We start from the raw sequence: 19,068 nt of genomic DNA, 5'->3' as shown, positions 1-19,068 counted from the left end.
ATCAGAGTTACCACATCGTAATAAGCTTTACCTCGGAAGCCCTTGCTGTTGTCCGAAGCGTAAGGTCAGGTGCTTGCCAGCAAGCCTTTGTAGTAGTCCACAATATCCCTGACCGTGTTCTCGATTACAAAATGCTCCTTCACCCGCTTCATGCCATTGTCCGCCATCTTTCTTCTTTCCTCAGGGTGTTCCAGCATCCATGTAATGGATTCTGCCAAGAGGTCAGGATCACCAGGTTGGATCAGCATTCCCGTCTCGCCGGGGATGACGATTTCCACTGGACCCCCTTCGTTCGAAGCGATAACGGGAAGTCCCGCCGCCATTCCCTCAACGATAACCTGGCCAAATGGCTCGGGTGTAATTGAGGTGTGTATCAGTAAATCCGCAGTGTTCATGAGACCTTGTATATCTTCAACGTGACCCAGTAGGCTCACATTAGTTAATCCATCCTGCTCAATCTTTTGGACCAATTCTTTCTTGTACTCTTCTTCTCCAAACAAGGCATCACCGGCCAACCAAAATTTCACTCGTCCATCTTGGCTGAATTTCTTAGCAGCTTCCAGCACAATATGCTGGCCCTTCCAATGCGCCAAACGACCGACAAGCAATACGTTGAAATCCTTCTGATCTCTCTTCCCAATCCCGCCGCCTATGGCTTTCGCAAAGGCGGAGTAGACAACCAGTGTTTTTTTGGAACGCGGTAGCTCCAAGGCATTTAGCGTCGAGTGGGAATTAGCGATAACACCGTTAGGTAGCAAACGTGACAACAGGCGTATGGCTTTCGCAACCACGGGCTTCAAATACGGAGCACCGATATGATCACGGATATGCCAGATTAAGGGTATACCGGCCTTTTTGGCAGCAATGGTACCGTATAGAGCCGATTTCAATGAGTTGGTATGAACACAATCTACTTTTTCTTGTTTCAGTAGAGGAGCTAGCTTCCGGCCGTAAGCCAAAAGTTTGAACAGTGCACCGGGAGCGCCGATATTAACGGCATTCCGGCCGCGTGACCGAACACTTTCATCCAGGGGGATAATACGTACATCTATCCCTTTTTCCTTCAGCCGTTCAGCCAGAACACCCTCCTCCGCCAATATGACCAGCGGATTAATCTGCTCTCCGATGTTCGTTAGGATGTTAAACAAGGCTACCTCGCCCCCGCTCCACTTAGCGGTATGGTCTATATAAGCTACTCTTAGCATCCTGCAGCCACATCCTTTACAAGTGCTTCCCGGAATACAGCTTCCACTCCATCAGCTACATGCTGCCATGTATACTTCTCGAGCACATGATCTCTGCATTCATCACGGGTTGGAAGGAGCTTCCGATTGCTAAGCATATGGATGATGCCTTCTGCCATATCTTCACTGGCTGGACTCTTGAACAGCAGTTCCGGTCTGAAGCCCTGCAGGATTTCCTTGTTGCCCCCGACAGGTGTAGCCATAACCGGCAATCCTGTCGCCAGTGCTTCCACGGTAATGAGTCCAAAGCCTTCAAGCGCCTGTGAAGGAACTACAAAGAGATCCGCTGCTTGGTAATACCCTGTTAGTTCATGATCCGGAATGTATCCGAGCAGCCTTACTTTATTGCTTAGGCCGTAGTCGGCTATCTTCTCTTCCAACTCTCCACGCAGTGGGCCTTTACCCCCGATCAGCAGGATCGCATTGGGGAAACGCTCCGATACCTGCTTCCAAGCCTCTAGCAACTGCAGTAGTCCCATTCGGTTCACAAGTCTTCGAACCGTCAAGACGGTAGTTGCGCCTTCCGGCAGATTCAAGGTTCTCCGGATGGCTAAGCGATTGGTTGCCGGAACGAATCTATCTACATTGGCAGCACCCGGGATGACTATGATTTTATTAAAAGGAACTCCGTGCAGATCATGAAGCATGTCGCGGAACGTTTCACTGAGAACGATGAACTTATCCGCCAGCTTATAGGCTTTATGTTCAATAGATTTAGCAATCGTTGTTTTGACCCGGTGTTTGATGCCCTGACCTTCGATCTTCATTTCTTCATTCCAAGGTCCGTGAAACGTCATCACTACAGGTATTCCGCGTTTCTTCGCTTCCATCGCAGGACCAATTCCATAAGGAGCAAAGTGGGTGTAAAGGATATCAATTCGGCCACTTCCACTCCCCATGAGATCGGCCGCCTTACGCTGAAAGGCATCCTTGCGTTTCCATATAGCATCTTTCGGATCACCGGCATTATGGATAATTAGTTCTTCAGAGGTTGTTGGCTTCTCCTGACTGCAGATCAGCGCATGCACCCGGTTTCGTGAGGAGAGCTGCTCACAAACGGATTTGAAATAGGTGTTTAATCCGCCAGGTTGTAACGAGGGCCAGCTAAGGCCGGTCGTCATAATATTCAATCCGTCACTGTACGGCATAGCTTCTCTCCCCTTTTTTCTCCTTCTCAGCCTGGCCCTTCGTATTATGCTGGGCCAACCTGTTCTTACTCTGTAGTTCGTAATGCTTGAAGCCGACCATGAATTCGTACATAACCCAGAACACCGATACGGCGAAGCCTGATATCCCTTTTTTGAATAATCCGTGCAGGAAGTACTTCTGCATGAATCGTGCCGGTGGACGAAGCAGCAGATGAGTAATTCGGAACGACTTGCCGCTGGCATACGCCGTCTGTGCTTCAAGATCGGTATATTTGTTGAAGCGGGACACATGATCGTTAATGCTGCGGAAACCTTGATGCCACAGCACCCCTTCAAGCCGGACCGTCCGATCCTCCGAAACATCAGGCATTTCGTGCACTAGACTGTTACGGATACCGTACTGTTTGCGGTTATACAGTCGTACCAGGTATTCACCGCGATCCAGCCACCTGCCCAGAAAATCACCGATCCTATAGAGGGAATACGCCGCTGTTATATCCGAAAGTCCACGCTTGCGTTCCAGAATATCCGCAGCCAATTCGTTGCTTACTACTTCATCGGTATCAATGAGGAAGACCCAATCATGGATGGCGCGTTCCACTCCGAATTCCCTTTGCTTTGCGTATCCGGGCCATGGATTGACGAACACCCGGCAATTCAGGCTTTCGGCCAATTGCACTGTTCCATCCTTGCTTCCTCCGTCGATAACCACAATCTCATCGGCGAAAAGTCTGCAAGACTGAATCGCACTCGATATTCGAGTTTCGTCATCTTGAGCGATGATGACCACGGAAATCGGGTAACTGCCCGGGCCGCCAAGCACGCTTTTTACTGACTCCATGAAAGTTTCCTCCTTTTGTCTAAATATCCGGGGGTTGGAGACTTCGTCTCTCTACCCGTTAGCATCCATAGGTTTCTTGCGAATGTAAGAATTCATCGTCGTCTTCATCCATTGAATGTCCTGCCCGTTAATGAGCAACCGTGGAATTTTAACCTTTAAGTTGAATCTGATATTGAGAATGATAAATACGAACCGCAGTATCGCTGACGAGAGCATGGCTACACCTGCACCGAACAATCCGAATTTAGGAACTAGTAAGAATAACAGTGGTATAACCAGGATCAAGCCCACACCCTGAAGTATGGATACAAATTTCGGTTTCCCCAGTGCCATGAATACCTGTGCCAGAATGAGCGTCCCTCCGCTAATCGTTACTTCCAGCAGCAGCATTCGGAATACGGTTAATGCCGTGTTGAAATCCTTACCGTACAGTAACGGAATCACTAGAGGGGCTAGCAGCATCAAGACCAACGCTCCCAGCAGGGTGAAGGTTGTGCTAATCCGAAAGGCTTTGAAGGTAAGACTAATGGCTTCTTCCTTCGATAGCTCGGAGGCTTTTGGAAACAACACCACTGTAATGGAGTTCGAGAAAAAGTTAACCATCCGTGATAGGCTTACCGCGACTACATAAAGACCTAAATCAGCGGGTCTCAGCAAACCGGCGATAATAATCTGGTCTATATAGTACGAAAACTGGCCTAATAGATCATTACCGTAAGAACCTAACCCATAAGTGAATAACTTCTTGAATTGTAGATAACTGTCCCGCATTTTCACTTTATAGGTTCGCAACAGATGGATCGTCAGCCAAATGAACAGCGGTACTGATGGAAAAAGATAAGCAACTGTTGTTGTGAATGGATTTATCGTGTCCGTTAGAATCAAGACGCCAATCATTATCAGGGTCAGGAGAGGAATCACATACCGAAGCATGTTGAACTTCTTGTAGTCTCCTCTGAACTGTAAGGTGGCATTATTGATCTGAGAGACAACCATTAGCGGACAAATAATCATTGTCCATTGTGCGAAATGTATGACTTCCGGACTGAATGATTTGAGCCAGTAAGGCAGTACGACCATTCCTACAATGGTTGCTGCACTTCCGAAGAAAAGAGCAATCAACAAGGCTATTCGATAGAGCACACCGGCATCATCCGGATTTTTTTTAGCATTGTAGATCAACGCCGAGGGGATACCGAAGCTCATGCTAAACGCCAGAAACTGCGACCAGCTCGCCATCGCTGTCTGTTCACCTCTACCCGTCGGTCCGAGATAGCGGGCGGTCAGCACACCAGTCAGCATGTTAATAAGCAGGATCAGAATGCTGACAAACATAGTCTTAACGGCGGCTGAGCTGTTGCCCTTACTCTTCGTAAAGTTCCGGAACGAAGACCAGACCGAGTTAGCTGGAAATGATTTTGCGTTCAATTGCTGCATGTGGCGTTCCCTTCTTTCTGCTCTCTATAACCTCTTTAGCGCTGAGGCCGAGACCAATCAGCATCCAGATTAGATATCCTTTCATACCGGGAAAACCGTTGTCCGATACTAGACTTGCTATCGCCCCGCTCCAGGCCGCCAAGGCTAGTCGAGCATATGGCTGCTCACTGTCTTTACGGATGACTCTGACAACAATTTGTTTAACGACCGCGCCCAATGCTCCGAAGAAGAAGACGGCACCCGCAACCCCGAAGGTTAGCAGCAGTGCGATAAACCCGTTATCCATAATTCCATATTCACCGAGCTCTCCACCGTTCCCAAGCTTGGTTCCTGTTCCTACACTGCCTATACCTTCACCTACAGGATTAGCAGCGACCATGGGAAGCATGTTTTGCCATAAGCCGAGACGTTCGTTATACGAATGATCTTCTTTTACAGAGGTCAGCGTCTCCATTCTGGCTACAAGCCCTTCTGCTCCGGGGAGCTTGGGAACGATCCAGATTAAGGCGCAAGCGACAAAAGTAATCTGAAGCAGTGTTTTCCATTTCCCCTTCGAGGAGGAAGAGCCGATGTACACCAGCAGCATCACCAGCAGAACCAACCAAGCCGAGCGTACTAGAGTGGTCAAGAGACATACTACAACGAGTAGAACTCCGATCCAGCGCAGGCTTCCCTGCCATCTTTTCTCCAGAATCATCGGCACTAGTGCGAATACTAGAAAAGCAGCTGCAGGTCCGGGTGAATTCAAGGTAGAGAAGACTCGGATTTCCAGTGGATACGGGAACCCAATGGAGATCATATCCGCGTGCCTCATCCAAAAGGCATCCCAGGGTGGAACGGTTAAATACTGGATAATCCCGTATATTGCCACCATGACTGCGATATTGGCGTATGCGTGAAGCAAACGGTCCATATCTTTGGTAGTGAACGGCGTTACTGCAAAAAATGGAATTAAAAGCAGGGGTACAATGTAATTCGCCAGATCATATACCGAACCCATGCCGTTCTTGGCCAGACCGATTAAGGCACCGTAAGCCAGGGCTGCTGCGAACAATAAGACGATCCGGTTAGAGGAACGCTTCATTTTGTGTATTTCCCTCAGAACTGGAATAACCAGTGTAGCTCCTGTCAGCAAGGGTGCCAGACTGAGCAGTGATACCGAGTGATATACTCCCTCTGCCCAATCAGCTATGCGACGTAGCTCCGGGGCAATGGCCCAAATCAACAGCGTGTAAGGAATCAATAACCGCGGCTTCATTATCGCCAGTATAAAGGCGGGAAACAGAATACCCGCTAAAATCACTCCTTGAAGACTGCTGGTAGAACTAAGCTTGGCACTGACAAAACCGATCATCAGGGGAAGAAGGATACAAATGGCTGCAAATGTGACAGGCAAGGAAGGCGAAAGGAATTCACCGAACTTCTTACCCGCGTTCCCTGTCCTTACATTCATTCAAGCCCTCCTCCTTTCACCTTTTTCTGCTTGCGCATTTCCTTGAGCAGCAGGACCAGGAATTGGGCATCGTCTACAAGATATCTTTTCCAGAGTCGTCCAGGTTCTTGGCTAAGCCGCCAGAACCATTCCAGTCCTGTTCTTTGCATGAAGTCCGGTGCCCGCTTAACTGAGCCTGAGAGGAAATCAAAAGTCGCTCCCACTCCGATGGATATCGGCGCCTGATAGGACGTGTAGTGACGATAAATCCACTTTTCCTGCTTGGGTGCACCTACACCGACGAATACAATATCCGGCTGACAATCCGTAAGCATCTGGATGATTCGCTCGTTCTCTTCTTCATTATTCTCAAATCCATAGGAAGGAGAGTAACAGCCAACGACGTTGATTTGCGGATAAGCTGCTTTAAGATTCATCGTCGCCTTCTCCGGTACCCCTTGTGCGGAACCCAGGAAGAACAATCTGTATTTCCTTTGTTCAAAAGCATTTCCCAATCGGCTGAACAAGTCGGCTCCAGATACCTTTTGTTTGAGTGGTTTACCAAGCATTCGCGAAGCCCAGATCAGCGGCATCCCATCAGCAACCACTGCGCCTGCCTCAGAATAAATCGTTTGGAATTCCTTGTCTTTTCTTAGCTTGATAACATGGTCAACGTTGCACGTTAGAATGTAGGATTGATTTCTTTCTTGAATCGCCCGATCAATATAATCAAGCAGATCCATGAAATCATAGTTATCGAAATTGACATCGAACATATTTACTTGGTTCATCGTATCACTTCTTTTTGTGGGGAATCGGCCTACTGTGAAGATCGGTACAAGCAGTTCAGGTACCAACAGAATGGAATAATAAATTGGACCGTCGACAATGTGTTGTCAGAGAATGAATAGATTAGAAACCCTGCAATAAAGAACAAATAATAGGGTTTGACCGGCGGCGCCAATGCTTTGTAAATTAGAGAAAACACAGTGAGCAAGGAAAGCAGCAACAGTATGGCACCGATGTAGCCCCCATCGAAGTAAAAACGGATATATTCGTTGTGAGGAACAACAAAGCCTTTGTATAACGTCCCATCATTCGCTACAGTGACAGCTCCAAGCCCTCTTCCCGTCCATGGAGAAACCTCAGCCTTATTGAGAAAATACTCCCAGGCCTCAGCCCGCCCTGACAAGTCAATACCGGTTTCCGTCGTTCTTTCAAAGGAACGCTTTTTGATATTGTCCAGTTGCATAACCACAGCGGCAAAAATCAGAAGAAAGGAGCAAATCAGCGGGATCAGGAAGTACGTTCTACCCTTAAGATATTGACGGGATATATCGTAAAAGTAGTATAAAAGCAGCAAAACCAATGCCAATATAGGACCCCGTGTACCCGTTCCGATTAGAATGAAGAAATTCAAGGCCAACATACTGTAGAAAAAACGGGCATTCTGCGGTTTTCGCTTGATTTCAATAAAGCAAACTGCGATCCCCATGAACGCCAGCATCGCCAGATGTGCTGGAATGTTCGCTCCTTGTATTCGTACAGCGCCGGTGAATTCTACATCCATCAGACTGTGAAGGTGAGCGGCTTGCAGTAAAACACCTGCCACAAGGCTTACTGCCGGCAAAAGGCAGATGATACGGATATGCGTCTCGGCGACTTCCTTTTTCCAGTTGATTAGAAGAAATACAAAGGGAAGTGAAAGTCCGATAAATGCTTTGATCGCAATGGAGGAGGTCATCTGCGGCAGCCAGATGGAAAATCCGAAAGTAATGAAGACTAGGACTACCATCACCCATAGAGGATAACTCAACCTGAAACGCAGACCATTCACTAGAATGCATGGTACCAGCAACCCGACAATAGCCAGCTTATACAGCGATAGTATTTCCATCCCGAACAGGCTGCCGTTATACAAAAAGTTGATGGAAATTGCAGTCGTTAGAAGAACGAAGTAGCTGATCAACTCAGGCCGTGAAATCGAAACACCCAACAGGATAATCAGAAGTACTGCTGCAATGGCTAGAACCGGTTGGTAGATGACCGCTGTTCCGAGAAACAAGGCTGACAATAACAAGAGCATCCCGTATGGCAGGGCGATCATTTTGGAAGCCCAATGAAAATTAGTCATGTCTTTTCCTCACCCCGCTGCGGATTCCCTCTTTCGATTAAAGACCATATTCAGAGTTCCGCGAATACTCTCTAGCCGACATTTGTTCAAAAGCCTTTTTCCCTGACTCCTTGAAAGGATGGAGTCTACCAGTACATACGCTATTTTGGCAGCCGTTTTTCCCAACAGGAGTACATTACCTATGACACCTTCCCGCTTCATAGCGTTAGATATGCCCTGGCTGTAATAACGTTTCATTATCCAAGACTCCGTCAAACGACTTGACGGTACGAAATGATCGACAGCCATTAATGGGTGATACAGGATGTTATGCCCTTTTTTTTGCATCTGTCCGAACAGCCAGGCCTCTTCACCTGAGAGAAGCGATTCTCCTTTTCTTCCGAGTTCCAGAGGAAACAGGCTGAGATCAAATACGATTTTCCGCATGGCCATATTGGCTCCGCAGGGATGAAGGCGTCCGGGATATTCCCGAATCCGGTTGCCCAGATCGACAATGGTATAGGGGAGCTCGAAGGGCTTTATCAGCCATTCTGGACGTTTACTCTCGAATATCGGAGCAATTCTCCCTCCCATAGCCATAACTTCCGGTCTCTCCTCAAAGGTGGACACAATTGTTGAGATCCATGTCTTGCAAGGAATAGCATCGTCGTCCAGAAAGGCTATAAGTTGAGACTTTGAAGCCAGAATTCCTGTATTCCGTGCTGCGGACAGTCCCTGTACCGGTTCTAAAATATATCGGGTATCAATATCATCTACGTTCCTATCAATAAATTCCTTTACAACAGTCTCTGTATGATCTGTGGAACGGTTATCCACTACAATGATTTCGGCAAGGTCCAAATTCTCCAGCGAGACTAGGGATTGAAGGGTTTTGTTAAGTAAACCTGCCCGATTGTAAGTACAGATTATAATGGAAACCTTAGGAACGAGTCCGTATTCACGCATCGGCATTCACCTAATTTCCAAAAAATTAATAGGCATCTTTTGAACCAAGAAGCATTAAACCTGTCTTGGCTATAATCTTTAAATCAAGCATGGTGCTGCGCATATGAATATAAGTTAAATCCAGTTGCACCATCTCATCAAAACCCACGCTGTTTCTGGCATGTACCTGCCAATATCCCGTACAGCCCGGCGTTACTGTAAGACGTTGCTTGTCGTATTCCGTATACTCAGCTACCTCATCAGGAAGTGGAGGCCGCGGACCTACCAGACTCATGTGGCCGATCAGCACATTCCACAGCTGGGGCAGTTCGTCAATGCTCGTCTTGCGCAAGAATCTTCCTGTCCGTGTAATACGGGGATCGTTCTTAATCTTGAACATCGCACCGCTTACCTCGTTATGGGCTAACAAATTCTTCTTCAGCTCCTCGGCATTCGATACCATAGATCTGAACTTATACATTGGGAACTGCTTCTCATCTTTACCTACACGATTCTGCCGGAAGAAGACTTTACCCTTCGGATCTTCCAGCTTAATCAGTACGGCAACTACGACGAATAAGGGCAGCAACACAAGAAGACCAAGAGCGGAGAAAATGATGTCAATCATCCGTTTCAATACAAGATAGGAATCCGTTTCTTTCGTTCCTTCCTTGGCATGCAGCATGTAAAGTTTCGGCAGGACGTACTCATAATCTTCCGGCTGTTTTTGCATGCTCATTTTCTCCTCATTCCTCCTTGGATTGTACGAAGCTCCTGCTTCGCATGATGAATTTTCTTACCCGTTCACGGCTGTTTGTCCAGCCTTGCTTAACCATTCCGCCATTGCGTCCATCAAAGGGTAACGCAAATCTTCTTTTTGTAATGCGAACTCTAATGTGGTCAAAATATATCCTAAGCGTTCGCCCACATCATATCTCGTGCCATCAAAGTTATAGGCATATACCCGCTCACTTTGATTCAGCTTTTGGATGGCGTCCGTCAGCTGTATTTCGCCTCCAGCGCCTTTCTCCTGCAGATCGAGATACTTGAAAATCTTAGGTGTAAATACATACCGGCCCATGATCGCCAGATTAGAAGGAGCCGTTCCTAGCGGTGGTTTTTCTACAAAGTTGCTAACCCGGTACAATCGATCTTCCTGAAAGTCAGGTTCGATAATCCCGTAGCGGTTGGTGAATTCGTCAGGAACCATCTGTACGCCGATTACCGAATTTTGCGTTTCTTCATATTGATCGATCAACTGCTTAAGGCAAGGCGTCTGACCCGTTACAATATCATCACCGAGCATAACGCCAAAAGGTTCGTCACCGATAAATCGTCTGGCACACCATACCGCGTGACCCAAGCCCTTCGGTTCTTTTTGACGAATATAGTGAATCTCAACCTTGGAGGAACGCTGAACTTCTTTTAGCAGCTCCATCTTGCCATCCTCCAGCAGACGCTGCTCCAATTCAAAGTTGTTATCGAAATGATCTTCAATGGCTCTTTTACCTTTACCGGTAACAATAATGATGTCTTCAATACCGGAAGCGATCGCTTCCTCCACAATGTACTGAATCGTAGGTTTGTTGATGATAGGAAGCATTTCCTTAGGCATCGCTTTGGTTGCAGGAAGAAAGCGCGTTCCTAGCCCAGCTGCAGGGATAATTACTTTTTTGACCTTTTTCATCGCACTAACCTCCTAAAAGTTTTGTTAGCATAGACTTCATTGACTTCCTTCGTACAAAACTCGCTTCGGAAGCATATGTTTTAAGAATTGTTATTTGGCTTGGTTCATGGCAATACCGAGTATTTTGGAACCAGCTTGCTCCATTAATGCTTTAGCCTTACGAATGGAATCCCGCTTCGATTTACCGTAATGGGCGACGAGGATAACACCGTCACTGTAAGGGGCGAGTATGCGGGCATCACTGTACTCTACTGCTGACGGAGTATCGATCAGGATTAGATCATGGCTTTCTTTAAGCTCATCCAGCAAAACCGTCATTTTCTCACTACCCAGCAAATCCGGCGGACTAACCTTGGTTACACCTGCAGGAATCACCGTGAGGTTCGCAAGACTTCCATAAGCCGAGATATCACTCGATTTCTCTATCCCGCTCAGGTATGACGTAAGTCCATCACTGCCTTCAATCCCAAATACTGAATGAAGTGCGGGATTGCGAAGGTTACAATCAATTACTGCCACTTTCTTACCATCCTGTACAAAAGATACGGCGAGATTGGCTAAGATTGTCGTTTTCCCCTCTCCAGCTTCGCCTGAAGTGAACAGCAGTACAGTTCCTTTGTTGCTATTCAGTAATCCCAGATGCCGGATATAGGTCCGCAGCGAGCGGAAGGACTCCGAAATATACGATGAAGGACTGCTGTCGGCGATAAGACTATTATTCAGCCGTAACATAAGCACCCTCCCCTACTCTTGCTTTTGCTGACTTCCCAAGATCCTTTTTACGTATTACAGGAATCGTGGCGATAATCGGAAGCCCCAGATCATGTTCTGCTTCTTTTTCCGTACGCAGTGTGTTATTGAGTGTCTCCATCAGCAAGATAATTCCTAAGGCAGCCATCAGTGCTACAACAAAGCTAATGATGATGTTCATCATAAAACCGCTATTGGTAGGTGCAGGATCGTCTGTCGGGTCAGCAGGAGTCAAGAAAGTAACATTGTCCAGCTTCATTAGTAAGGGCAAATTCCGAATGAACGTCTGCGATACCGCATTGACAATCGTTGCCGCCTTCGTGTAACTCTCGTCCTGAACACTAATGTTAATCACTTGGCTCTTTTCCGATGATTTAATGTTCAGCTTCTGACTTAGTTCACCTTCCGTCAGACCGAACTCGGGGTGAGCTGCAACAACACTTTTCATAATGGTTGGCGAGTAGAGGATTTCCTTATAGCTCTCAATGAGATTGAGACTGAAGTTTAAATCGTTAAGATTATTACCCTCAGGGGCATTCGCAACGTTATTGACCAACAGCTGTCCAGAGGCGGAGTAGACGGGTACTACGAAATTTTTACTTACATAGAAGGTTGTTGCACAAGAGATCAATACAAATATTGTGATTAACCATAACCTTTTCTTTATCAGGTTAATGTAATCTAAAATCGTCTTTTCCACAGTAACCCTCCTTCCGTATAAAATATCTTTGAAAGCAATCATGAAAGTTTCAGTTATCTTACTTTTATTCTATCAAGTCGCTTGTTTTACCACATGGCTCATACCATCACTTTCCTCTTCACTTTTGAGTTAGGTGATCTACTGCTAATGAGGGGATAGATGGTATACTTTTGTACCATATACAAAACCGCTATAAGCTGCTTATCAAAAAAAAGCCCCTGCAGACCCTCGCAGAAGCTTGTCATACAACTACTCAGTCGTTAAGAAACTGTTCAGTTGGACCTTATACAATAAAAAAACACGGACATAACGTCCGTGTTCACTAAGGATTTCTTTTATAGAATCTCTAATCATTGAAGGTTACTCGTAGGACATTTCATATTTGGTAATTCCTACCGCGTTGGCATATAGGGCGGCCTGTGTACGATCCGCTACCTGAAGCTTTGCAAGAATCTGGCTCACATGCTTCTTAACCGTAAATTCGCTGATATACAGTCGGGAAGCAATTTCCCGATTACATGCACCCTGTCCGAGTTCAATCAGCACTTCCTTTTCCTTCGGTGTTAATTCATCAGTCGGACTGCTGACACTCATTCGCATTTTATCCTCCATGAGCCCGGGGTCATAATATTTACGTCCCTTGTGGACCAACTGGATGGCAAAAAGCAATTCCTCCGGCAGGGCCTCTTTCAGTACATAGCCGTCTACCAACACTTCCTCTGCCTTCAGGAAATCCTCTCGGCTCGCGGAGGAGGTTAGGAGGATAAATTTACTGGTGATTCCATTCGCTCTAGCCATCTTAATTACATCCAGCCCAGATTCATCGGCAAGCTTCAGATCGATCAATACTAAATCAGGCTGAATTTCTTGAAATACATGAAGTGCTTCAGTACCATTTGTGGCCTCGCCAGCAAACTGCACATTAGGTTGCATAGATATGACTGCTGCCAGCCCTCTTCTAACCAACGGGTGATCATCTACAATGACGATTTTCATTGAACGACCTCCTTGCTAATTTTATGCGTTCTTTAATTCGGCCACACCAACCGGTATAGAAATCATTATTCTTGTACCCGCAGTTTCATTACTTGTAAGCTGGAACTCGCCGCCTAGAGACTGGCTTAAATGCTGCATGTTCTTCATGCCAAGCCCACCCGTATGTTCCTCTGACTCTGTCCACAGCAAGCTGGTATCAAACCCTACCCCATCGTCGCTTATAGAGAGCTTTATCCATTTCGGCTTCAGTGACAGCTCCACTTCTATCTTTCTGGCAGCACCATGACGAATGGCATTGCCTGTAGCTTCCGAAATAATTCGGAAGAGAGCTTTATGATATGGATAAGGGAGACTAAAATCATCCCCCGTTATTTTAAGTTCGATCTCCACGTCGTTTAATCGAGACAAGCTTTTTAAATGGGACCTTACCATACCGAGCCAGGTTGGACCGCCGCTCTTCTTGGAGCTTAAGCTATAAATGGTAATCCGCAGCTCTTTGGCAACCTTTGTGGCCGAATCATGAATAAGTTCTATTTGCTCTTCTAACTGGGATTCTGTCATGGTACTCCATGTCTGCTTCAGGGAATGTGTAGCATACACGATTCCGAACAAACTTTGGGATACACTATCATGCATTTCATCAGCAATCCGGTTCTGCTCATTCGTAACAATCAGCCGATTCTCGATTACACCGAGCTCATGACGTTCCAGAATAATTGCACTTAACTCCGACAGAAACATCAATTGTTGAATGTACCAGCGTCGTCCTTCCAGACCTTCCGCCGCTTCCAACTTCACGCCGATCATCCCTACAAACCGGGTGCTCATTCGTACAGGCATAAGTAGGAAGTCGCCTAATCCTGGTAGACTTTTAAATACAGGTTCCCGCTGCAATCTCCATTCATGTTCATGTTTTTCCAGCTCTGCAAACAGATATAATTCCTCCTGTTGCTGCCATCCCGTCTGTCGACTCTGAGGTGCAGGTTCCCCACTCTTCTTAGCGAACCAGAATAATGCCTTATCCAATTTCGTAAGCTTTACTACATAATCGGTTATTACCTGCCCTATGTTCAAAAAATCATGCTGACTCGACGTTTCCACAATGTTATAGAGCGACTTTATGTGCTCCATGGTTTCATTCGTTCGCGCATTCGCTTCTTCACGCTGACGTTTCATCCGAACAACCATTTGCATAATAGTAACCGTAAGTACTAGGCTTAGAAACAAGTTTCCGTTTTTTAAAATTGCGGATGACACATTTTTACTCTCAGAATTTAAAAAAAGGTAACAAAATACAACGATGATTCCGATATAACTGAAGAGCAAACTCCAGCCGAAGTAGAAAGCTAAGGATCCTGCAGCCACAAGAACGGGATTAAGCACATACAGCTTGAATGGACTATCATATCCGCCAGTTAAAAACGTTAGCAGAATAATACTTGCCATCTCTGTACTCACAACCAGCATTAGAGCCTGAGGTTTGTCGCGAAGCCTTCGGTAAGTAAGTGTGAATCCTTGAGCGAGGATAAATAACAGAAGTATAAGTAGCGATTTATTTAATATAGAAGGCCCTGATTTACCCAGGATATACATAAGTGATGTGAGGGACAAAGAAAAAAATCTGTAAAAGGTGAACATTTTCTCTTCTGAAGTTGATTTGATTTTCATCCAACCACCCTATTCTCCAATTTTGTGGAAAATGCGAGCTTATATGTCTTTGTTTAAAAGCATCATACATGAGAAAAATCACAATAACAAGTTGGCTCACCTTCTGTGACCGCTTACATTACAAATAAATAACGCGATTTTCTTCCATTTTAAGGATAAAGCGCATCCATATTTCAAAACTGCCGGAATTTGTTGATTCTAGCGTGAAGTTCATGTTATATATGATTCCAAAACACCCCAACTACTGAGTAGATGGGGTGTTTTGGATCTTATGTAATTAGTCCTTGATGTTATATATGTCTCTAATACTAGGTGTTCCTTCGGACAAGCCGGATGTGGATAGTCCAGAGGGATTACAAATGCAAGTTTGGTAACGCTGCTCACTAACAATGTGATAACCGGTTGATAGAATTCGTAAAAAATGATTTTTAATATCCACTTTATGGAGATTATGGCATCTTATGCAGTAAAATTCTCTCAATGTTTTCAACTCCAGCATAATCCTTAAGACCTGCTTAAGTACTAGCAGACATTACCTAAATACTACCACCCCCTTTTAAAAAGTGTCAACAAAAAGAAGCAAATTCTGACATAGGTGTTAGCAAATAAAGGGAATATATGTCGAAATTTATACGTTGCAACGACATTTTTGAGGTGATATCCCCATATACTTCTTGAAAAGGCGGGAAAAATAGAAGGTGTCCTGGTAATGTAACCTACCAGCAATTTCCTTTACCCGCAAAGAGGTATTCAAAAGCAGGTGCTTAGCCTCAGACATTTTGAGTCGATGAATATAGTCATGCAGTGGATATCCGCTGCTCCTTCTCACTAATCGGCGTAATGTGGACATGGAGATGTGGTGTTTGGCCGCTATTTGCACTACATCCATATGTCCGTAGATACAAGAATGCAGATCCTCCCGGATCTGTGGCATCAAATCCTCCTGCGCGGTTCTGCCGTTCTCCTTAATTACGAAGGAACATTCCAGCAACAACTCCTCCAGCAGTAACGCCGCTCTATCTGCATCCGCAGGAGCACCTCCCTCCATTCGCGTCAAAATACCCTCAAAAAAATGTGTAAATCCTTTATCGGAACGGACCTGAAATACATCCCCCCCGGCGATTAGACCTGCTTCCAGCCAATCCATTATTCGAGTTCCATTGAAGTTAATGTAGTACTCATCCCAGCTGCCCCCTTGCAAAGGGCCGAAATCATAGCTGCATCCTGGTCTAAAAAAGAAGAGGTTTTCTCCGGATACAATCTGCTCCTCCCGACCATTCTCAGCATAAACTCCTGAACCCGATACAATATAGACCACTGCCCAATGTTCAAAGACAACCCCTTTACGGAAAAGCGTTCTTCCGGGCAGATGGCCCACTTGTCCAACCCGGATCGTTCTTAGCTTTAATTTGGAAGCATCAACCTTAGAGTCAATAATTCGAATAGGATAAGGGCTGATCATATAATCCATCACATTGGGCATCGAATGCATTCCTCCCTCGGATTCCGAGTGATATGTTTAAGTAGATGATGATCATATTCTACATGAATTAGAGGTGAAGCTGCTATGTCTGCTCCAAATTCATTATTGTTGATGCCTTACCCGCAGTATTTAAGCTCTTCCTCCGGCTTCTTTCGGATCCCCTCCGCCGGGAGCATTGTTCTTAGCTGCAAGGAAGATACGATTTCACTACCTGCTGCACGCAGACTCCAGAACGCAATATCCAAAGCTTTGCATGTGACCCTGCCGCTCTCTATTGGCACCCGTTCATCGGTTCAAGCCGTCTGTTCTTTTTCCCAGAACCCAGATCTCCCCGCACAGGCACATGAGATAACCATCCAAGAGAACGGAATATCGATTACCTATAGTACCCCGGAAGCCGCCTTTTACGCCGTTGCTACACTTAAGCAAATCATAGAACAAACCGGAAAAGTTGTACCTTGTCTTACCCTTCGAGACCATCCCGATTTCGGGGCAAGAGGTCTAATGATTGATATCAGCAGAAACAAGATTCCCAAGTTGGAAACGTTATACCGGATAATTGATCTTATGGCCGATTTGAAGATGAACCAACTGCAGCTATATATAGAAGGCACACCTTTTGCCTATGAGTCCTTTCCACAGGTATGGGAGCTTGAAACCCCGATTTCCGGAGAGGAAATATTACTTATAGATGCCTACTGCCGGGAGCGTTATATCGAACTGGTCCCTAATCAGAATAGCTTTGGACATATGGAAGCTTGGCTTTCACGTCCGGAGTTCAACCATCTGGCTGAAATTCCGGAGGGCTTTATGTTGCCGGAGAGAATGTATGCTGCCGACTTTTATCCGGAAGGCTTGTTCATGAGACCCGGTACCTTCCATACGGAAGATCCAAAGGTTCTGGACTTGCTGGATTCCATGTACGATGATTTACTCCCTTATTTCAGTTCTGAACAGTTCAATGTGGGCTGCGATGAAACGTATGAGCTTGGCCTTGGCAAAAGCAAACCAAAGGCTGATGAACTAGGGAAAGGCCAACTCTACTTGTCTTTCTTGCAGAAGATTCATGAATTAGTAACCAAGCGGGGCAAAACTATGCAATTCTGGGGAGATATTATCATTCAGCACCCCGAGCTGATCCCTCAGCTTCCCAAGGATGTGATTGCCATGGAGTGGGGCTATAGTGCAGAGCATCCTTTCGAGGAGGACACAAGAAAATTCAAAGAAGCCGAAATCCCTTTCTATGTCTGTCCCGGAACGAGTTCATGGAATTCACTGACCGGCCGAAGCGACAACATGATGGCTAATCTGCGCAGCGCTGCTATTCATGGTAAAAACAATGGGGCGATCGGCTATCTAATTACAGATTGGGGTGACTTCGGACACTGGCAGCATCTCCCGGTAAGTTACGCAGGTTATGTACATGGAGCTGCTCTCGCTTGGAATGTAGAGGCCGGCCTGCAAGCGGATGTTCCCGGCTATCTGAATCGATTTGTATTTCTCGACCCATCGGACATCATGGGAAATCTCATGCTGGACCTAGGAAATTACTACAAGCTGGAATCCGGCCTGTCCCGCCCGAACGATACGGAGATGTCCATGCTGCTACGCAGCAAACTGGGCAATGTACTTATCGTGGAACAGCTGTCGGACCAACACTTTGAACAGCTGACAAACTACATTCACAGCATAGAGGAACGTTTGGAAGAGGCTTCCTTGTATTGCGAAGATGGAGAACTTGTTCTGAGCGAGCTTAGAAACGGTATCCTTTTCGTCAAACATGCCATTAAGCTTGGTTCAATAAAACGCCAGCTGGCGCTTACTCCAGGCCAACTCGATAGGAAAATTCTTTCGGAGCAGATTCAAGATCTTGATGTTCTTCTACATCATTACCGGTTGATATGGTCCGAGCGGAACCGTATGGGCGGTCTGGAACAGAGCGTCTCTAAACTACTCTCTCTTCGTAAGGAGTATCAAGCCTTGCTGGAAGCTCAGCGTTCTCAATAACACGAAGGAACTCTCACAAAACTATATAGATGGAACTTAAGATTTTTAGAATATAGGATTAGTCGCACTGTGGTGAATGTTTGGACTTCCGGCCGCTGTTGTATCCAGATTTCTTTGAATTATACCGCTATTTGCGGTAGAAATCCGGATACAGCTTATGCTTTCGAAGCGAGCTTTCCTACGGAAAGCTTTCGGGCGGTCGCTCTCGCTCCTCCAGTTCCAAAATCCCCCTTCGTCACTCCCTTCCCTTTTCTCTAATCTTAAAGTTCAATTTATATAGCCAGTCTCCGCATTAATTGAGACTGGCTAGTTTTTGTTTTCGATCCTTAGTAGCCTCTTCAGTAGAAAGCTCGAAACAGGAAACGCCGGATTCACGGTTATTTTTTCAGTTTCCAAACACCTTTTTCTTTTGGAATAGTCCCCGCTGCACGCAGCGGAGTGGACGGGCTGATAGCGGAAAAGCGGTAGCGTTCGCCCGAAAGTTTTCCGAAGGAAAACTAGCTTCGAAAGCATAAGCTTTGTCCGAATGTACACTGCTGAGTGTAATTCAATACATCTGGACACAACAGCGATTGTAGCAACGGTCCGTTTGTGGAGGATCCCTCAACATGCCTACC

16 protein-coding genes are annotated in these 19,068 nt (G+C 46.0%); 1 reads left to right on the top strand and 15 read right to left on the bottom strand.

Going from position 1 to position 19,068, the window contains the following annotated elements; all coding sequences use genetic code 11:
- Positions 1-65: 65 nt before the first annotated feature.
- From J2T20_RS11320 to J2T20_RS11250, 15 genes are all read right to left on the bottom strand, one after another.
- On the bottom strand, positions 66-1,205 hold the full coding sequence (locus J2T20_RS11320) for a glycosyltransferase family 4 protein (RefSeq protein WP_307588358.1): 1,140 nt from the start codon (positions 1,203-1,205) through the stop codon (positions 66-68).
- Positions 1,199-2,392, bottom strand: a complete 1,194-nt coding sequence (locus tag J2T20_RS11315) for a glycosyltransferase family 4 protein (protein ID WP_307588355.1) — start codon at positions 2,390-2,392, stop codon at positions 1,199-1,201. Before J2T20_RS11315 ends, J2T20_RS11320 begins: the two co-directional genes overlap by 7 nt.
- Positions 2,379-3,233 (bottom strand): glycosyltransferase family 2 protein, encoded by an 855-nt coding sequence (locus tag J2T20_RS11310; RefSeq protein ID WP_307588353.1) that lies wholly within the window; start codon positions 3,231-3,233, stop codon positions 2,379-2,381. The genes J2T20_RS11315 and J2T20_RS11310 overlap by 14 nt, the downstream gene beginning before the upstream one ends.
- Positions 3,234-3,284: 51 nt before the next feature.
- Positions 3,285-4,670: a lipopolysaccharide biosynthesis protein gene (locus J2T20_RS11305; RefSeq protein ID WP_307588351.1), complete on the bottom strand. Its 1,386-nt coding sequence runs from the start codon at positions 4,668-4,670 to the stop codon at positions 3,285-3,287.
- Entirely contained in the window at positions 4,636-6,123 is a 1,488-nt protein-coding gene (locus J2T20_RS11300) for an O-antigen ligase family protein (RefSeq protein ID WP_307588349.1), read from the bottom strand. The genes J2T20_RS11305 and J2T20_RS11300 overlap by 35 nt, the downstream gene beginning before the upstream one ends.
- On the bottom strand, positions 6,120-6,893 hold the full coding sequence (locus tag J2T20_RS11295; protein ID WP_307588347.1) for a WecB/TagA/CpsF family glycosyltransferase: 774 nt from the start codon (positions 6,891-6,893) through the stop codon (positions 6,120-6,122). The genes J2T20_RS11300 and J2T20_RS11295 overlap by 4 nt, the downstream gene beginning before the upstream one ends.
- Positions 6,894-6,922: 29 nt before the next feature.
- Complete coding sequence (locus J2T20_RS11290; RefSeq protein ID WP_307588345.1) at positions 6,923-8,236, bottom strand: O-antigen ligase family protein; 1,314 nt, start codon at positions 8,234-8,236, stop codon at positions 6,923-6,925.
- 9 nt (positions 8,237-8,245) lie between these two features.
- On the bottom strand, positions 8,246-9,181 hold the full coding sequence (locus J2T20_RS11285; protein WP_307588344.1) for a glycosyltransferase: 936 nt from the start codon (positions 9,179-9,181) through the stop codon (positions 8,246-8,248).
- A 25-nt stretch (positions 9,182-9,206) separates the two neighbouring features.
- Positions 9,207-9,899: a sugar transferase gene (locus J2T20_RS11280; protein WP_307588342.1), complete on the bottom strand. Its 693-nt coding sequence runs from the start codon at positions 9,897-9,899 to the stop codon at positions 9,207-9,209.
- Positions 9,900-9,956: 57 nt separating this feature from the next.
- Positions 9,957-10,847 carry a UTP--glucose-1-phosphate uridylyltransferase GalU gene (gene galU / locus J2T20_RS11275; RefSeq protein ID WP_307588340.1) on the bottom strand — a complete coding sequence of 297 codons (891 nt, stop codon included), beginning with the start codon at positions 10,845-10,847 and terminating at the stop codon, positions 9,957-9,959.
- 90 nt (positions 10,848-10,937) lie between these two features.
- Positions 10,938-11,579 (bottom strand): CpsD/CapB family tyrosine-protein kinase, encoded by a 642-nt coding sequence (locus J2T20_RS11270; RefSeq protein WP_307588338.1) that lies wholly within the window; start codon positions 11,577-11,579, stop codon positions 10,938-10,940.
- Positions 11,563-12,297: a YveK family protein gene (locus tag J2T20_RS11265; RefSeq protein WP_307588336.1), complete on the bottom strand. Its 735-nt coding sequence runs from the start codon at positions 12,295-12,297 to the stop codon at positions 11,563-11,565. Before J2T20_RS11265 ends, J2T20_RS11270 begins: the two co-directional genes overlap by 17 nt.
- A gap of 360 nt (positions 12,298-12,657) precedes the next feature.
- Positions 12,658-13,293 (bottom strand): response regulator, encoded by a 636-nt coding sequence (locus tag J2T20_RS11260; protein ID WP_307588334.1) that lies wholly within the window; start codon positions 13,291-13,293, stop codon positions 12,658-12,660.
- A gap of 21 nt (positions 13,294-13,314) precedes the next feature.
- Positions 13,315-14,961 carry a sensor histidine kinase gene (locus tag J2T20_RS11255; protein ID WP_307588331.1) on the bottom strand — a complete coding sequence of 549 codons (1,647 nt, stop codon included), beginning with the start codon at positions 14,959-14,961 and terminating at the stop codon, positions 13,315-13,317.
- A gap of 628 nt (positions 14,962-15,589) precedes the next feature.
- Complete coding sequence (locus J2T20_RS11250) at positions 15,590-16,444, bottom strand: helix-turn-helix domain-containing protein (protein WP_307588329.1); 855 nt, start codon at positions 16,442-16,444, stop codon at positions 15,590-15,592.
- An 84-nt stretch (positions 16,445-16,528) separates the two neighbouring features.
- Between J2T20_RS11250 and J2T20_RS11245 the strand changes: the two genes are divergently transcribed.
- Positions 16,529-18,451: a beta-N-acetylhexosaminidase gene (locus J2T20_RS11245; RefSeq protein WP_307588327.1), complete on the top strand. Its 1,923-nt coding sequence runs from the start codon at positions 16,529-16,531 to the stop codon at positions 18,449-18,451.
- The last annotated feature ends 617 nt before the right edge of the window (positions 18,452-19,068 follow it).

It is taken from the genome of Paenibacillus wynnii, from assembly GCF_030812855.1.
GTDB classification, from domain to species: domain Bacteria; phylum Bacillota; class Bacilli; order Paenibacillales; family Paenibacillaceae; genus Paenibacillus_AQ; species Paenibacillus_AQ wynnii_A.
Note: the sequence above shows the minus strand (reverse complement) of the source record. Positions and strands in the feature narration are given on the sequence as shown.

What these genes read in the sequence shown, in the direction of transcription:
- J2T20_RS11320 (WP_307588358.1), bottom strand. Translation starts at nt 1,205, where the DNA reads ATGCTAAGAGTAGCTTATATAGACCATACCGCTAAGTGGAGCGGGGGC.
- J2T20_RS11315 (WP_307588355.1), bottom strand. Translation starts at nt 2,392, where the DNA reads ATGCCGTACAGTGACGGATTGAATATTATGACGACCGGCCTTAGCTGG.
- J2T20_RS11310 (WP_307588353.1), bottom strand. Translation starts at nt 3,233, where the DNA reads ATGGAGTCAGTAAAAAGCGTGCTTGGCGGCCCGGGCAGTTACCCGATT.
- J2T20_RS11305 (WP_307588351.1), bottom strand. Translation starts at nt 4,670, where the DNA reads ATGCAGCAATTGAACGCAAAATCATTTCCAGCTAACTCGGTCTGGTCT.
- J2T20_RS11300 (WP_307588349.1), bottom strand. Translation starts at nt 6,123, where the DNA reads ATGAATGTAAGGACAGGGAACGCGGGTAAGAAGTTCGGTGAATTCCTT.
- J2T20_RS11295 (WP_307588347.1), bottom strand. Translation starts at nt 6,893, where the DNA reads ATGAACCAAGTAAATATGTTCGATGTCAATTTCGATAACTATGATTTC.
- J2T20_RS11290 (WP_307588345.1), bottom strand. Translation starts at nt 8,236, where the DNA reads ATGACTAATTTTCATTGGGCTTCCAAAATGATCGCCCTGCCATACGGG.
- J2T20_RS11285 (WP_307588344.1), bottom strand. Translation starts at nt 9,181, where the DNA reads ATGCGTGAATACGGACTCGTTCCTAAGGTTTCCATTATAATCTGTACT.
- J2T20_RS11280 (WP_307588342.1), bottom strand. Translation starts at nt 9,899, where the DNA reads ATGAGCATGCAAAAACAGCCGGAAGATTATGAGTACGTCCTGCCGAAA.
- galU (WP_307588340.1), bottom strand. Translation starts at nt 10,847, where the DNA reads ATGAAAAAGGTCAAAAAAGTAATTATCCCTGCAGCTGGGCTAGGAACG.
- J2T20_RS11270 (WP_307588338.1), bottom strand. Translation starts at nt 11,579, where the DNA reads ATGTTACGGCTGAATAATAGTCTTATCGCCGACAGCAGTCCTTCATCG.
- J2T20_RS11260 (WP_307588334.1), bottom strand. Translation starts at nt 13,293, where the DNA reads ATGAAAATCGTCATTGTAGATGATCACCCGTTGGTTAGAAGAGGGCTG.
- J2T20_RS11255 (WP_307588331.1), bottom strand. Translation starts at nt 14,961, where the DNA reads ATGAAAATCAAATCAACTTCAGAAGAGAAAATGTTCACCTTTTACAGA.
- J2T20_RS11250 (WP_307588329.1), bottom strand. Translation starts at nt 16,444, where the DNA reads ATGCCCAATGTGATGGATTATATGATCAGCCCTTATCCTATTCGAATT.
- J2T20_RS11245 (WP_307588327.1), top strand. Translation starts at nt 16,529, where the DNA reads ATGTCTGCTCCAAATTCATTATTGTTGATGCCTTACCCGCAGTATTTA.